Source organism: Bacillus sp. ISL-34, assembly GCF_018613325.1.
Taxonomy (GTDB): domain Bacteria; phylum Bacillota; class Bacilli; order Bacillales; family DSM-1321; genus Peribacillus.
The window spans coordinates 43,416-59,315 of record NZ_JAGGQJ010000001.1 but is presented as its reverse complement, the minus strand read 5'-3'; the positions used below and the strand labels follow the sequence as shown (position 1 = coordinate 59,315).

17 protein-coding genes are annotated in these 15,900 nt (G+C 37.8%); 4 read left to right on the top strand and 13 right to left on the bottom strand.

The window, feature by feature from the left end; genetic code table 11:
• Nucleotides 1–46: 46 nt before the first annotated feature.
• The 6 genes from J7E52_RS00370 to J7E52_RS00345 form a co-directional block, all read right to left on the bottom strand.
• Nucleotides 47–466 (bottom strand): DUF3021 domain-containing protein, encoded by a 420-nt coding sequence (locus J7E52_RS00370; RefSeq protein ID WP_286197306.1) that lies wholly within the window; start codon nt 464–466, stop codon nt 47–49.
• On the bottom strand, nt 463–918 hold the full coding sequence (locus tag J7E52_RS00365) for a LytTR family DNA-binding domain-containing protein (RefSeq protein WP_214743187.1): 456 nt from the start codon (nt 916–918) through the stop codon (nt 463–465). Before J7E52_RS00365 ends, J7E52_RS00370 begins: the two co-directional genes overlap by 4 nt.
• Before the next feature lie 230 nt (nt 919–1,148).
• Nucleotides 1,149–1,634: a PaaI family thioesterase gene (locus J7E52_RS00360; RefSeq protein ID WP_214743186.1), complete on the bottom strand. Its 486-nt coding sequence runs from the start codon at nt 1,632–1,634 to the stop codon at nt 1,149–1,151.
• A 313-nt stretch (nt 1,635–1,947) separates the two neighbouring features.
• Nucleotides 1,948–3,738 (bottom strand): glycosyltransferase family protein, encoded by a 1,791-nt coding sequence (locus J7E52_RS00355; RefSeq protein ID WP_214743185.1) that lies wholly within the window; start codon nt 3,736–3,738, stop codon nt 1,948–1,950.
• Nucleotides 3,739–3,775: 37 nt separating this feature from the next.
• Nucleotides 3,776–4,099: a hypothetical protein gene (locus J7E52_RS00350; protein ID WP_214743184.1), complete on the bottom strand. Its 324-nt coding sequence runs from the start codon at nt 4,097–4,099 to the stop codon at nt 3,776–3,778.
• 20 nt (nt 4,100–4,119) lie between these two features.
• Entirely contained in the window at nt 4,120–5,304 is a 1,185-nt protein-coding gene (locus J7E52_RS00345; protein ID WP_214743183.1) for a glycosyltransferase family 4 protein, read from the bottom strand.
• A gap of 485 nt (nt 5,305–5,789) precedes the next feature.
• Between J7E52_RS00345 and J7E52_RS00340 the strand changes: the two genes are divergently transcribed.
• Both J7E52_RS00340 and J7E52_RS00335 read left to right on the top strand, forming a co-directional pair.
• Entirely contained in the window at nt 5,790–6,644 is an 855-nt protein-coding gene (locus J7E52_RS00340; protein WP_214743182.1) for a DUF4915 domain-containing protein, read from the top strand.
• Between the two features lie 208 nt (nt 6,645–6,852).
• Entirely contained in the window at nt 6,853–7,689 is an 837-nt protein-coding gene (locus J7E52_RS00335; protein WP_214743181.1) for an RMD1 family protein, read from the top strand.
• A 295-nt stretch (nt 7,690–7,984) separates the two neighbouring features.
• On the opposite strand, the gene J7E52_RS00330 is transcribed toward J7E52_RS00335, so the two are convergent.
• The 7 genes from J7E52_RS00330 to J7E52_RS00300 form a co-directional block, all read right to left on the bottom strand.
• Nucleotides 7,985–8,467, bottom strand: a complete 483-nt coding sequence (locus J7E52_RS00330) for a GNAT family N-acetyltransferase (RefSeq protein WP_286197305.1) — start codon at nt 8,465–8,467, stop codon at nt 7,985–7,987.
• 657 nt (nt 8,468–9,124) lie between these two features.
• Nucleotides 9,125–9,694 (bottom strand): YdhK family protein, encoded by a 570-nt coding sequence (locus J7E52_RS00325; protein ID WP_214743180.1) that lies wholly within the window; start codon nt 9,692–9,694, stop codon nt 9,125–9,127.
• A gap of 138 nt (nt 9,695–9,832) precedes the next feature.
• Nucleotides 9,833–9,976: an anti-repressor SinI family protein gene (locus J7E52_RS00320; protein WP_214743179.1), complete on the bottom strand. Its 144-nt coding sequence runs from the start codon at nt 9,974–9,976 to the stop codon at nt 9,833–9,835.
• Between the two features lie 305 nt (nt 9,977–10,281).
• Complete coding sequence (locus J7E52_RS00315; protein ID WP_214743178.1) at nt 10,282–10,893, bottom strand: hypothetical protein; 612 nt, start codon at nt 10,891–10,893, stop codon at nt 10,282–10,284.
• Between the two features lie 348 nt (nt 10,894–11,241).
• Nucleotides 11,242–12,009 carry an arylamine N-acetyltransferase family protein gene (locus J7E52_RS00310; RefSeq protein ID WP_214743177.1) on the bottom strand — a complete coding sequence of 256 codons (768 nt, stop codon included), beginning with the start codon at nt 12,007–12,009 and terminating at the stop codon, nt 11,242–11,244.
• A 214-nt stretch (nt 12,010–12,223) separates the two neighbouring features.
• Nucleotides 12,224–13,204 (bottom strand): NAD(P)H-quinone oxidoreductase, encoded by a 981-nt coding sequence (locus J7E52_RS00305; protein WP_214743176.1) that lies wholly within the window; start codon nt 13,202–13,204, stop codon nt 12,224–12,226.
• A 178-nt stretch (nt 13,205–13,382) separates the two neighbouring features.
• Nucleotides 13,383–14,228 carry a manganese catalase gene (locus tag J7E52_RS00300; protein ID WP_214743175.1) on the bottom strand — a complete coding sequence of 282 codons (846 nt, stop codon included), beginning with the start codon at nt 14,226–14,228 and terminating at the stop codon, nt 13,383–13,385.
• A gap of 304 nt (nt 14,229–14,532) precedes the next feature.
• Between J7E52_RS00300 and J7E52_RS00295 the strand changes: the two genes are divergently transcribed.
• Nucleotides 14,533–15,051 carry a DUF2243 domain-containing protein gene (locus tag J7E52_RS00295; RefSeq protein ID WP_214743174.1) on the top strand — a complete coding sequence of 173 codons (519 nt, stop codon included), beginning with the start codon at nt 14,533–14,535 and terminating at the stop codon, nt 15,049–15,051.
• Nucleotides 15,041–15,823 (top strand): cytochrome c oxidase assembly protein, encoded by a 783-nt coding sequence (locus J7E52_RS00290; protein WP_214743173.1) that lies wholly within the window; start codon nt 15,041–15,043, stop codon nt 15,821–15,823. Before J7E52_RS00295 ends, J7E52_RS00290 begins: the two co-directional genes overlap by 11 nt.
• Nucleotides 15,824–15,900 lie beyond the last annotated feature (77 nt).

Genomic DNA, 15,900 nt, shown 5'->3' with positions numbered 1-15,900 from the left:
GATCGAGCAGGTATAAGGGCTTTCATCCCCATGTGTCAGTCCGCTCTCAATTCCTTCTTTTATCAAGTCCATCATTCAATATTTTCATTTGGAAGCGGAAGTAGAGATAGAATACGATCCAAATAATCATATAGAATGGGATGAATATCCCAATTCCTATAGCTAATCCTTTTAAGCTGAATGGAATCCAACCAACAAAGAAAGATAATAGGAAGTAAAGAATGCTGACAGTCAGGAAGTGCAGGATGGTTTGAAATAACAAACTCCATTTTTCATTTTCAAAGAAGATTGTTGCCGTGCTGAAGAACCAGCCGCATAATATGCAGCCTATCGCGTTTTTCACAAATATTCCACTGTCTAATGAAGTAGCCTCCCCAAAAGCGATCACTCCAAAACACGTCAGCACCATCACGAGTGCCCCAAAGCAAATCCCAACAAAGCTACGGAATAATAGTGTTTTCATCATAATCCCTTCCTTTTCCATTGAAATGCTTTCTTGATTCCTTGAACATAGTGGCGAGAAACATATTCTTTTTCCCCTGACCGGAAATACACACATAAGGTCCCGTTGAAGGATGCCTCGAATCTGCTTAACTCATCTAAGTTGGCAATCACTGACTTGGACAATCGCACGAATTGATTGCCAGGAAGGTCCCTTTCCAGCTCATATAACCTTTCTTTCATTTCGAAAGTCCCCTGTTTCGTCCGCACCATTATGGAATCTTGCTCTGTGAACAAACAGATGATTTCTTCTGCCCGGAAGACATGCTGCATTTCTTCTTTCCTGCCAACAAAATACGGTCTTTTCCTCTCCTTCAAGCGCTCCATCAGTTCCTGCACTTCCTCATTCCATTCATGATTGCGGATAAGCACCTCTATCGCCTTGATCTCCTCATCTATCTCTACGTTTATTTTCATCTCTGCGACCTCCCTTTGCTTATAATGTAAGTATATTGATATTTTGATAATTGGATTGTGATTTCCAGCTACACGCAACTTTACAGCGATAACATGCTTGAAATGGATACTCAGATACACGAAATAACCGTCCAAAAAAATTGGACGGCCCTTTGATACAAAAAATCTAATTCTGCTTTTGAATACGTTTTCATCAATCAGCTTACTATTGACCTGTTCCAAGGGCTTGATCACTCTTTGCTTGTAAAAGTACTTGGCATCACCACAGCGATTACCTCTCCACGGGCGCATAGTTTATCGATGGCAAATACCTCTGTTTCGATTCTCCATTTCTTTGGATGAACCTCATGAATCGTCCCAACTGCTGTTAATGGCACATCGTTTGGGGTTGGCTTTACGAACTCCACTTTCAGTGACGCAGTTACAAACCTGGGAGGCTCCACTCCATCTCCAACTTCATGCCCATTCTTACGATGCATTGCCAATGCAGCGGAACCTGTTCCATGACAATCAATTAAAGATGCGATCAAGCCGCCATAAACAAATCCTGGAATTGCGGTGTGCTCTGGGAGCGGTGTATAAATTGTCCTTGTTTGCTCACCTAGCCAACCCGTTCGAAAGTGATGACCATCTTTATTTAACCGACCACATCCATAACACCATGCAAATGCATCTGGATAATCATCCTGAATCGCTTTTACCACAATCTCCTCCATCATCTCTCCCCCTTTTTCAGAATATTATAACACCACAAAAGGATAATCGGTCTATTTGGTGCTAAAAGGTTAGTTTTTTGTAATTCTTGATTCTATATTAAGCTTACGTCCAGGTTTTAATTTTCATGGAATAGTAAACTGTACATTGTGGAAATCGACAACATACATAAAAAGTTTGCAAGAATCCTTGCTCCTTTTCTCGATATAAATGACAAAGGCCCCTGTAAGCGATGCAGCATTCAGGAGCTTTTCTTTGATAAATATAGGTTGAGAAGTTCTTCCATTGCATTGCCGGAAAGCTTTTCCCTTCTTATTAAAAGTTAAGCCTTTTTCTTAAATCCCAATACTTGAATGTCATTTTACCCATTTTCGACTTCGAAAGTGAATCGTATTTACGTCCAAGCGCTAGGTTTTGTTTTTCCAGCTTAGTAATTTGTTTAAGTTGAGCTGCGTTCAGTTTTTTTAATTGCTTTACTTCTTTAACGAATTCTTTATTTTTCCCTTTCAAATCATATTTTTCTTTATCAGCAATTGCCTGTTCCTTCATCGGAATTTCCACATCTTTTGGTTTTAATTTAGGATTTCCATTGGTTTCAAATCCTATAGCTTTTAAATATGGCATGTTATTTTGAAAATTTTGTTCAAAGTTTCCATAACTTTTATGGATGTGGAGAAATGTATAACATCCAGCTTTTTCTGCTGAAATGATTTGACCATACCCAGAAAGTTTAAACAGCTTTTCGACTCGTTTTATTTCTTCAGGTATGTTTTTGACAATGTAGGTGAAAACTTCGTCAACAATAAACTCTGCAGGCAATTTTTTCACTTTTTTTGATGGTGCATGCTTATTCAGCTCATCAAAGTCATCTACATCAACATAAAACATATTTGTACTTTGCTCCACAAAATCTGTAATACGCTTGCTCCATAATAGTCCTTGCAGTTTTTTTATTGCTTCCGAAAATAAAAACTGCCTGCTGACCTGATACATTCGTTTTGCCGCAAACTCATATATATCCTTATTACATAATGCTAATTTGACAGCGTCACGAAAATCCTTCTCTGTAACAGCATATAACGGGTAATCTTCGCCAAAAAGCTTTATATGCATTTTGGTTGGATTCATTATTACAGCCTTCCTTAAAATCCCATACTCCAAAAGCTTTGTAGACAGTTCCAGGCTGCTGTCCATTTCCTCACTTCTCCAGGTTATCCCAATATCACTGTTCACGATTAATTGTTGGGCATTCTCCCTTGTTAATGCCCCGTACCATGTAAGCCCATCTGTATTTTTAAGGAGGTATGCCGCTTCTTCCTTAAACTGAGAATCATCTTTAACCCATTTGAATTTATCCCCCGCAACATCAAGTGATAGATTCGGAATCTCGCGTTTTAATTCTTTAAAAGCAGTAATGATCGGAATGGTCTTCCAATCTGGGTCGAATTTCCCTGTATATACTAGTTTGTTTTTTAACCGGATCTGCCCTTCCGCTGATTCAATGTTTGGTATCATCGGGGTAAGCAGGGAAACTTTGTTTTTTTCTTTATTCAAATGAAGAATCTCAATGACAAATTCGCACATTTCTTCTGTTTGACATAAGAAATACGCACACTGATCATATATATTTTTGATGCTCTCAAATTTTTTTTCATTAACATCCTGGCCTATGTGAGTCAATCCTGTAGCATAAACTAATGTATTCTTTATGATATGCTTATGCTTTGCTATTTTTTCAACAGTCTCAATGCTTCTAACAAATAGCCAATCATATCCCTTTTGACTCCAATAATGAGAAATGAGCATTTCAGCTATATCAAAATCAATGACACCTTTTTTTACCCATTCATCATCGGAGACACTAAAAAAAGGATCAACAAAAGGATTTAGAATGGTTATATTATCAAATTTCTCAAGAGGCTGAATTAATATATCACGTTTGACCGGGCTAGCTAAGAGTAAGTCAACTTCGATGTTAGAATCTAACGCAATGGTCGATGCTAAGGAAGATAAAAATACTGCAGATCCATCCATTGAATTCATGTCAATAAAGCCAAATAGAAGTACCTTCATTTTTTTGTTTTCAACTAGTTCATGTGAATTCAAAGTTTTCACTCCAATGACTGAAATCTGATATGAATTTTTATTTTTTTATTTGTTCTTTAATAGATGATTTAAGCGCAAGATATTTTAATGTGAATTTCCCTGCATATGTAACGTTGAATTTGTGTTCTAATAACTTAAGTCTTCGTATTTCTTTGTTAAGCTTAATATTTTCTTTTTGGGCCATCTTACTTTTTTCTAATTCTTCTCGCAGCATATTATTTTCTTTTGTAATATTCTCAATGATTTTTTGTTTTTCAGTGCCATTGCCCTCTATGAGCTCCAATGTCATGGACATCATGTCTTTCATTTGTAATTCGAGTTCCTCATACATAGTTTTCCAATATTCGTTTCGTTCGTCCATATTGAAAAAACTCCCTTCCATTAACCTTGGATAATCTCCAATTCTCTATTTATAACAACATCTACCGCGCATTTTTCTCGAATCGACTGAGAAGCTTGTTTTGACACTCTTAAAAATACGTCCGGGTTGTAATATAAGCGCTCTATTGCATCTGCAATTTCGATAGGAGACTCAGGTTTTGTCAGAAGGCCAGAAACATCATGTTTAACGAATTCCGGGATTGCCGTAATATCTGTTGAAACCGGCACTAGCCCACTCGACATTGCCTCACACATGGAAACGCCTTGAGAATCCAAACGGGTCGGGCAAAGGAAAATTCCATACTCCTTATGTAATGCAGCGATTTGATCCTGAGATAGGAAACCTTTATGAATCGTTACATTCTCAAAATCCCTGATTGGCTCAACGGTTTGATCGAACAATTTTCCATCACCATAAAATGCAAATTCTAACTTATCGAAGTATGGTCTCTTCGATAGTTCTAGAACTGCTTTCACCGATAAATCATTGGCGTATTTTCGTGAAGCGTATGGCCTGATTGAAAGGACTTTTGTCCGCATTTCAACTGGCTTTTCAATAAAGGTAAACAGCTTGTCATCTATTACATTAGGAATGATTACTGAATTTTTCGATTCTGCTCTTGCGTCACATTCCGCTATATGTTCTTTGAACCATTTGGAAATATGAACAAAGGTTGTATCCAATTCATTCGTTTGATAAAACCAATTCATGAAAGAAAGCTGTGCTACATAATAGTCGTCCGACATTTCAAGTATCTTCCTCAAGCTTTCAGGACTTTCAAGAAAATTAAACCATCTTCTATGCCATGCCTCCGTTTCAAATCCATGTATCCAGGTGATAATCGGTAAATCGGTGTTCGTTTCTTTTATCGCTTGTACCATTTTAGGATTAACAAAATGAATGAGCGCTTTTTTATGTACTTTATGATTTAAGAAAATGCGCAGATGCTGTTCAGTTCCACGATAAACAGGCACATCTTCATACGTATACTTTTCTGCTTTTTTATAGGCAGGATGCAAAACAAAGACATCAACCTTCAAACCCTCATCCAGATAAGCCTTGACTCTTCGGTGGATAAACCCATTCCGATATAACTGATCTTCATGTGGATAAGCATTCGTAATGATTACATATCTATCTTTTTCACTAAATGTAAGCTCATATAGATTTATAGATTCCTCCATTTTTGTTCACTCCTACTATTCAGTCATCTTCAATCGGCCTGCTACTTATCTGTAAATGAAGGATTTTTAAGAGACTCTTTTCCAATCACCTTTAAAACCGTCAATCGATTATAACAAACATGTATTACTGAATATTGACATCAATATGAGAATTCTGTAAATAAAAGTAAAGTTTTCATGAACTTTTATATGTTTTTGTAAAGCTTAAGTAATGACATAACTGGGAGCATCATGATTGGCATGAAGGAGGCTGGCATATAAACAAGCAAAATAAAAAAGGAGGACGATCCATTTAGCGGAATCGCCCTCTTACATATAAACTAGTGTATTTTAAGTGTTAATAGGACTTGCATAATCAAAACGAATACTCCTTTTTAATCGGTTATAAAGTCCACTATTATCCTCCATAACTTGTCTACACCATTACAATAAAAATTCATACTATAAGAAAAGGAATTGTCTAAAAAAATGAGGTGCGAACTTACATGATACCCATAGATGATTGTAAATTATTAATTTCATGCTGCAATCATAAAGGTGGTCTATATTTAGTCCAATTTAAACAACAACAATATGAAATAAAAAAAATTTTAAATGTTGGATGCACAGGCATTACAAAATACGGCAGCTCTTTTGTCGTAATTTCCAATTCTCATGGAATCTTCATTTTGGATGAAAACTTAAAGGTTATAAAGAATAAGGCTTTATCTACAGAATTAGATTTACATGGTGTAGCAATAGACAATGATAAAGCTTATATTATTGAAACCAAAACTAACTCAATTGGTGTTTATAATTTGGAAAACGATTTGGAAAGAATTGATGAAATTAGATTTTCACCTGAAAATGACGATGTTTGCCACGTCAACGATTTGTATATAGCAAATGATAAGCTATATGTATCAATGTTTTCATATCCTCCAAGGAAACATTTCCTCTCTTTCGCAAGTTATTTCCCTAATAAAACAATCCACCAAGGTGTGATTCTAGAATATTCTTTACAGGAAAGAAAAGTGGTTAAGATTTGCCATGAAAAATTACATCAGCCTCACAGTGTACTTCATTATGATAATAAGATGTATTATTGTGTTTCAGGTGAATTCCTAGTAAAAAGAAATGAGGAAAATATTTTTAAATGCCTTGGTTATACTCGAGGTTTAGCAGTTAGAAATCAAACGATGTTTATCGGCCAAAGTGAGAGTAGGCAAATACCGGTTTTATTAAAAAAACATACGAACATATTGCTGGATTGCGGGATTTATGTTCATGACATCTCTACGAAACTTTCATCTTTTATCCATATACCTTCTGAAGAAATTTATGGAATATTGGTTATTTAAATACAGTGAAAATCATATTTTTCTGTTGTTAAAATTTTTTATCCTTAATGGAAGATATTCGTTTAGGTTACCAGATCATCAGGATCTCTTTCTTTATCTACTGAACAATCAGCGAACTTTTTTCTATCCTCAAAAATTATTCAAGCATGTTTTTGTAAGAATAGAATAGAATCGAAAAAAGACCAATTTGCTGAAGAGAGTGATATAGATGGAACCAATTACCTTTAAAGCATTTGCAATCACTAATGAAATCGATTTGAATAAAATCGCCATTCATTGCGGCATTCCAAAAAAATTCACCTGGGAAGAGCCTTTAATCCTTAAGGGCGATATTCTAAGTTCCATCCTTAATAAAAATGTGGAAGAATCGCAGCAGGTGCTGGTTTTTTCCTTTGGCAGCATTGTCTTCATCAATTACTCACACGCGGAGGAGATTAAGGAATTTTCATCCTTTATCCTTTCTTTCGAGCCGGACATTGATCTCGTCAATTTAGATAGATATACAGACGATTACAGCCTTCACTTCAGTGAAACTGAAAACATCAATTTGACAGACGAATATGTAGTTGTGCCTAAATATGAATTTTTCTACCCTGAATTAATTTCCACTATTCTCGCAAAATCGGTGGCACTTGAAAAAACTGAGGAACAACTCGGAAATATCCACGACAAGCTCGAAGCCATGATAGACCGACTGGAAAAAGGCAAGCTGAGAATCGGCAACAAGGAACTAGCGAGGACGACTGCAAAAATCGTACGTCACGAGTACAATACCCTAGCGTATATCATGATTCTGGACAAACCTGATATTACATGGACAAGCAGCATTGCCGGCGAATTTTATGACAGCATGCTTAATTTTTTTGAATTGAATGATCGGTATAAAATCCTGAAAAGTAAAACCGAGATTTTATATAACATTATGGATGGGTTTTCTAACATCAGCCATTCGATCAGGGGACTATTCGTTGAATGGATCATTGTGATCCTCATTGTCTTTGAGATTGTTCTGACCCTTTTAGAAATTGTAGGATGGCTTCCATGAATTCTGAATCATATCGTATCCATATTCATGAATTCATGGTGAAAATTTTCCTGCAAGATAGGTTTGGGATGAAATACCTTCTAAAAAAATAAGTTAATTGCTTCAGACTGTAGACAAATTCGAAATACGGGTTTGCCTACAGTTTTTTTTCTATGAAAAACGTTCCAGTTGATTTCAGAAACCCGTTCCCTTTCCGCCGACTGTCATTTTAAGCAGGTATCGTTTCTTTTCTGATAATCGTCTCATGGGTGATCTGTTTTTCTTCTATCTTACTCTCCCGAAGTATTTCATTTGTTTAATCCAGAGCAAAGTGGAAAATAAATTCCTCCCCTTCTTCCCCATTAAATCTGTATCCTTTGTCAATGAATCCAGCTTTTTTATATAAATTTATCGCTGGAACATTCGAATGATGCACTGTTAAAATAATCTCATCTTTATCTGGATGACTTAGTTTGATCATATCAGGCAACACCTTTAAAGTCTTAAAAGCTAGCCCCTTTTTTTGATGGCGCAAATCCAATGAGAATGATTTTAGAAGAATTGCATTCTCATTACTTGTATATTGATTTCCCGCTTTATCCGTATATAAGGCAAAACAACCAATCAAAACCTCATTTAAATAAATGACCATGGGGAGGTTATATTTATCCTTCCTGAAGTCTTCGATAACTTTCAAAGGTAAAGAAGTATAGATTGCTTGTTCTATAGGTAAACAATAATTGCTCAGCGCCTCATAGTCATTTTCCGTAAAAGGTTTAATAGTTAATCCACTCATCATACGCACCTCATTTCTTACATATCTGATAAAGCCATATTAACAGATACTAAAGTTTTACAACCCACTGCAAACAAGAAAATCCATTCACAAAAAAAGGAATGGCTTTGTTTACCATTCCTTTAGTCTGTAGACAAACTCGAATTAAAGCGAATTTGTTCAGTTTTTTCAAAAAATGTTCCAGTTGTTTTCAGAAATCCGCTCCTTTCCGCCGACTGTCTGCCAAGCCTCATCAGCTAGCCAGTTATTCGGCAGGAGTGTCGCAAATTTCTTCAACCTAGTGAGGTTTCATGCCATTTGAATGAATAAAAAGTCATGGAGTATAACCAATTCTGTTTTAAAATTATGGTAACCATTCCCTCAAAAAAATCGTGAAAGGGATTCGGATAAGACCATTCCCCCCAATGTTGTGAACTAACTGAGACCAACATATTCTATTGTCGGTCTACAGTCTTTTTTATTATTAAAAAACGTTCCAGTTGATTTCAGAAATCCGCACCCTTTCCGCCGACTGTCTGCCAAGCCTCATCAGCTAGCCAGTTATTCGGCAGGAGTGTCGCAAATTTCTTCAACCTAGTGAGATTTCATAAAATAGGAACAAACCATTAAGGATAACCAAGTCTTATTTTCTTCTTCTGATTTGCAAATCATGATGTTAAATCATTCAGACGCTGATAATTCACTTTCCGTTACCCATTTATGGTTCTTCACTTTTTCTCCTCCAGTAGTCGGAGTGAAATCGACCATATAAACAGTCGTTTTTTCAGCAGATTCAATTTCAGCGACAGCCCCGTTCATCCCTTCCATATGAGAAGCATTTACTGTGACCTCCGCTCCGGGTTCATATGTTTTCTCACCTGCATCTTTGATTTCTTCGTGAATGATCCATTTATGATTCTCAACTTTTTCTCCGCCAGTTGCAGGCGTATACGAAATTGCATAAGCAGTCGTATCAAAGGCACCCACTATTGTTGCTTCCGCCCCCTTCATGCTTTCCATATGACCTGATTCGATAATCGCTTGACTTCCAACTTCATAGGTTGGATTTTCTGCAGCCTTTAATCCTTCTGGAACATCACCCGAGCTAGAATGGTTCATGTCCATTTCACTATGATCCTTTTCTTTTTTATCTTCTTTGTTTTTATCATCGCTGTTGGAACATGCACCAAGGACTAAAAACAGGGCTGCTAATAATGATAGGATGATAGGCAATTTTGTTCTTTTTTTCATGAATAAAACCTCCCTTATGATTACATCCATCTTACCAATTAAATATGCAGAAAATATGGAGTACACTCGTGGCAAAAGAAATGAAGCCTCATACTTTTTATGCAATGGTCCTGCCTCAATTTAACCTGATGGCGTTCATTAGCCACCACAATCGCTACTTTTATTGCCATTCGACTTTTCTTTAAGAAACTTTTTGAATTGCTCTTTTGTAACATCAGATTTCATTGCCAATGTTACTAGTTCCAGCCATTCGTCAGGAAGGTTTCCATCAAAATCCTTCATAATCATCATCTCTTTCTTTTTATCTTTAGTTAATTTATCTGTATGGGCTATTTTCCCATGTGAAATATCATTATAAATGATCTCAAACGTCTATAGCTGCATTTTAGAAGTCTTTACATTTACATATAAGGCCTCAATGTTTGTTTGTAATCAGGGTTTAATAATAAAAGTGCACAGCATGCTATCGAGAGTGGTTTAACAGAAGTAAAAAGAGATGGTTTATTGATAGAGGTTATTAGAGGTATTCAATCCTTCCGGAAACCAAGCAAGAAGGACTTGGCCAAAAGTCCTTCTTATGTTTAGTCTCATAAAGTTGATTGTTCGATTTTTTGCATGATATGCGAAAGGTTCATGGAGGCATGATTTTTATAATCCCTGCCTATGGATTTGAATAACCCTTTCGCTATAGCTATTAACATGATTTTGGTATGACCATCCGAAATAATGGACTTATTAGGGAAACTTGATTCAGCTTGTGCACCGCCAATCTTATTAGCTGTTTCCTTAATAAAATCAATGATTTTAATTTCCTGGATTTTTCCTTCGATATCGTTTTTATAGATAATTTGATTTCTCCAAAGCTTTAGCTCAATCCTCTGTTTAGTATAATCGAAGATGTCTTCCGTAATATGAACATTGCTCATTTGAATGGAGTCTTTAATGGGATACAACCGCGGGTTAGGATTAATTTTCTTTATTAAGGATTGATCAATCGTGACCTTTTCCCGCTTTATGCGCGTATTTTTCGTTTCACATAAAATCAGCCTTAACTGTCCGGCAATTATATTATTGAACTCTTCTAATCCAAAGAATTCAACGAGCATTACGCTATATTCCAAAATGGTGATCGCTTCATCGAATTTTCGTTTAGCAGCAGCATTCGATCTAGTAAAAACCAATCGATTCTTCCTCTCCATATCCTTCTCACCCCACTGAATTCGAATCTATTGAATATATAGTAAAAACATCCGTAATGGATGTTTCAGACTGTAGACAAATTTGAAGAAAGCTGGTTTGCCTACAGTTTTCAAATGTTATCGGAAATTCGCTCCCTTTCCGCCGACTGGCTGCCATACCTCATCAAAGCAAGCGCCTGCGGGGTCTCGACAAGCCAGGCAGGAGTGTAGAAAATTATTTATTTAGTATGAGCTTTATAAATTTTCACATCAATGACATCCCAAGGAATGATCATTGTATTCATAAAAAGACTATCGAGAATGGACAATCTCGGTAGGGATGCCTTTGAAATTCAGTCCTTTTTTCCACTATCTATCGAAGTGCTGTTTCATTAACTCTTTAAATCGTGTTCCATCTATTTCTTCTTTCGTCACTTTCCCACCTTCCCACTTTGTAAAGGATGTATCAGTTAAAGTGATGTTCCCGTTGTTTGTCAGACGGGTGATTAATGGATGCTTATTGAATGGCGATTGGGGATTTTCCCTTATGATCGTTTGGACCTCATTAAGTTCCGCTATATTTCCTACGGGTTTTGAAGAATCGAAAGCATACCCTATTCTCCAATCGCGATCTTTATGTTTCAGTTTTAATTCAAGGATATGATCTCCATGGTCGGTACTTTCTTTTTTTATCCGGAATTCACCATTTTGGGAAACGACCGTTTCTCCGTCCAACGGAACTGGTTTTAAAGGCAGATTCCCGCCAAAGCCCGTATCGATCAAATAGGTTTTGCCCTCATGGTTCAATAGAATGGTAACATGGGTCCTTCCTATGGTCATCCACCCCTGATTATAGATGACACCTCGAACCAAGGATACATCAAAGTCATTTTCCTTCAGGAAAAAATAAAGGGCTGCATTCAATTCATAGCACAATCCACCCTCATTCCTCACGAGGACTTTGTTCATGATATTGGCTCTATTGATATCACTCAGATGGGATGCCATGATTGATAAGTTTTCAAACGGAATGGTTTTCGCAGCTTTATCCAGAATATCATCTAATTTCTCGAATGTCAGTTTCACATCTTCCTGGAGCCCTATTCTTTTCCTGAATAATGCATTCAGTTCATTCATTACGATTCCCCCATTTTAACAGATACCGATGAAGAGCATCTTGACTTTGTATATATTCATTATACTTTGCCCATATTTCATTCTTCAACGATATGCCATTAACAAAACCCACATTCCACCTTTTCCTTATCAAGCACCATGAAAAGAGGGCGCCCAATAATGTCGTAATTCTAGGCATCCTCCTCCATACATGCTTCGAAACTGTTTTCTTTAATCATTCATTTACCTGTAAGATGATTTTACCTAAATTCTTATTTGCTTCCATATGTTCATGCGCCCTTTGTACCTCTTCAAAAGGGAAGACATGATCCACGATTGCCTTGATTTCATTTTGGAGGAACAACGGCATGGCCTTTGTAACGAATTCTTCCGTTAGCTCTTTTTTATATTCATCACTTCTAGGAGTTAATAGAGTGCCTTTTAATTGAACTCTTTTTAAGAGAAGTTCCATCAAGTTCACCTTCTCGACTACAGTTCCGCCCAGAATCCCTATCAGTACCCATCGTCCATCAGTTTTTATGCTTTTAAGGTTTTTCTCCCAGTAAGAAGCACCGATGAAATCCAGGATAACATCCACTCCTTGATTATTTGTAGCTTTCATTACTTCCTCATCAAAAGATTGTTCTTTATAGTTGATACAAATATCGGCCCCCAGTGAGTGACAGAAATCCAATTTTTCCTTTGAGCCGGCTGTAGTGATGATTCTCGCTTTTGTCAGTTTTTTTGCCAGTTGAATAGCTGCTGTGCCTACACCGCTTCCGCCAGCATGAATCAAAACCGTATCTTGATCCGTCAATTCGCCTAACCAAAACAAGGTTTGGTACGCAGTCAAGAATACTTCAGGAATCGCTGCCGCTTCTTCAAATGACAGGTTATCCGGGATTTTCATCGCTCTATCAGCCGGCATCAAGGCAAATTCTGAGTAACCGCCGCCGTTTACAAGGCCCATGACCCTTGTCCCTAATTGTATATTTGCACCTTCCCCTGTTTCCACCACTTCCCCAGAAACTTCAATCCCTAATATTGGATTGGCCATATAACCGGATTTCCCTTCTCGTGAAACAATATCCGTTCTATTTATTGCAGAGGCTTTTACCTTAATTAATATTTCCCCTTTTCCCGGCACAGGCTTGGAAAAATCTTTAAATAGTAATTGTTCCGCTCCACCCGGTTCTTTAACTACCACTGCTTTCATTTGTCCCACTCCTTACAATTAAATTAGTATCACGCTTTAAAATCGTTTGTCTTGAAGATGGAAACTATGCTACTCCAAAAAATATCCACAAGCAAATAATCGGTTTTGGTAAACATGATAGAATAAAAAAAGCCGATGTCCCTTTCGGGTCCATCGAGCTTTTTTAGAAGAGTTTCTATTACCTTTTATTAAGCGATTGACTTCTATCCAGGTCATGATGCAATTGTGTTGCAGGAACCTTAGGGTTAGGAATCTGCCCTTTTGCAACTGGTTCAGCTACATAAACAAAATCTCCTGTACCATCTGGGGCGCTTCCTGTTGCCCACAGGCCGTCTGCTGATTCATTACCTTCTGACAAGTTCCAGAATTCGTACGCTTCCGGTTGAGATTCCATTTCCGCTTCCGGTGGGAATGACGCGGGAACCACTACGCCATTTTTTTCTTCAAGTTCTGCAATGGCTGCCATCCATTGATATTGGTGGTAACGATCACGGGCTAACATTTTACGGAAGGTAGCACGTACCCCTTCATCTTTGGTCATATGATATAAACGGGCCACTTGAAGGCGTCCTTGGCTTTCAGCATGCAGATTCGATCGCATGTCCGCTAATAGATTTCCGCTCGCTACAATATAAGATCCGTTCCATGGCACCCCATTCGAGTTGGTTGGCAGTCCGCCAAGACCGCTCACGAGCAAATGCTGGGGATTGATTCCACCCATGATCGCTGCTATAGCAGGATCTTTTGCAGCCTCTGCTTGATCTTCCGGAGAAGCGCCATCAAGCAATTGACTAATGAGCGAACAAAGCATCTCTACATGTCCAATTTCCTCTGTACCAATATCCATCAGCATATCTTTGTATTTTTCTTCTCCACGGCAGTTAAAACCCTGAAAAAGATATTGCATCATGACTGTCATTTCCCCAAACTGTCCACCTAACACTTCCTGAATTTGACGGGCAAGCATCGGATCTGGTCGATCTACCTTAACTTCAAATTGCAATTCCTTTTGATGACGAAACATATTAACTCCTCCTTTTATTATAGTTCGTTGTTTTATTGATCTACGGTTTTTTATTACCCGCCTGTCCATGCTTGAAACATGAATCCTGTTATAACGAACAATAATTAGAAAAAATTTACATACTGTTAACAACAATCACTGAACTGTAAGCCATTGATTATCTAAGGGCTATGAAATGCTCAATAAATAAGATTTATAAAAGGTCCATTTACCTGTCTATAACTTTACATTACAGGGTAAAGTAGAAAGAACCATATATAGGAAAATGATCATTTTACAAAAAAACTTAAAAGGAGGGTGGAAAATGGATTTCAAGCCCCGAAATCAAAAAGATCAATCTATTTCAGAATTACGCTATACTTATTCAGCTCGTAATCTATGGTCCGGTTTTCTATTCGGGATCGGATTGGTGGCATTCATCGATGAGGCCATCTTTCACCAACTATTACATTGGCATCATTTCTATGACAAGTCCACATCCAATATCGGGCTTGTCTCGGATGGTTTATTTCATGCCCTAAGCTGGTTTGCAACGGTCGGGTCATTGTTCATGTTCGCTGACCTTCGCCGTCGAAGGGGATTTTGGCTGAAAAGGTGGATAGGGGGAGTTTTGCTCGGGGCAGGTTCTTTTCAGTTATATGACGGGATCATCCAGCACAAGCTCATGCGTCTCCATCAAATCCGATACAATGTCGATATTCTCCCATACGATTTGATTTGGAATATTGCAGCCACAATCATGATCTTGATCGGCATTACCCTCGTCATTCAAACAAGACGAAGCTTACTTAACTTGAAAGAAGATGGCCGGAATGCACAGTAATGGACATATTCATGATAATGGAGCTGGTTTTGAACCGATTTTATTGATTCCATTCGCGCTTGTTATAGTGATTTATATCGCAGCAGTCGTAATTTCGAGCCGCCGCTTTAAAAAATGGCCCTTATACCGTACACTCTTTTGGATTTTTGGCACCATCTGTGCAGCCTCTGCAATTATAGGTCCCATAGCCAATCGCGCGCATTTGGACTTCACGGCGCATATGGTTGGTCATTTACTGCTTGGAATGATTGCACCCATCCTACTCGTGCTTGCTGCACCTATTACCCTTGCACTGCGAACACTTGATGTACAATCAGCAAGACGCCTTTCAAAGGTGTTGAAAAGTTGGCAGCTGCGCATTATAAGCAATCCAATCACTGCCTCTGTGCTTAATATTGGGGGGCTTTGGATACTTTATACGACCGGTTTGTATGGGTTGATGCATCAGAATGCCCTTCTACATGCATTAGTGCATTTTCACGTGTTCATAGCGGGCTATCTATTCACTGCCTCGATGATTTATATGGACCCTGCGCCCCACAGGTTCAGCTTCATGTTTCGAGCTATCGTATTTACAATTTCACTGGCTGGCCATGATATCCTTTCTAAATATATTTTTGCCCATCCGCCAAGCGGAGTCACAAAGGTACAAGCGGAAAATGGAGGAATGTTAATGTACTATGCCGGAGATGCCATTGACGTTGCACTTATATGCATCCTTTGCTATCAATGGTTCAAAGCCACCCGGCCCAAGGAATCACTTTCCTTGTAGGCAGGCGGTTCCATGATTACTTCGGTAAACTCCTGTGTTTCTGTTTAATCAACCAACATTTAGCTCATACTAATTTT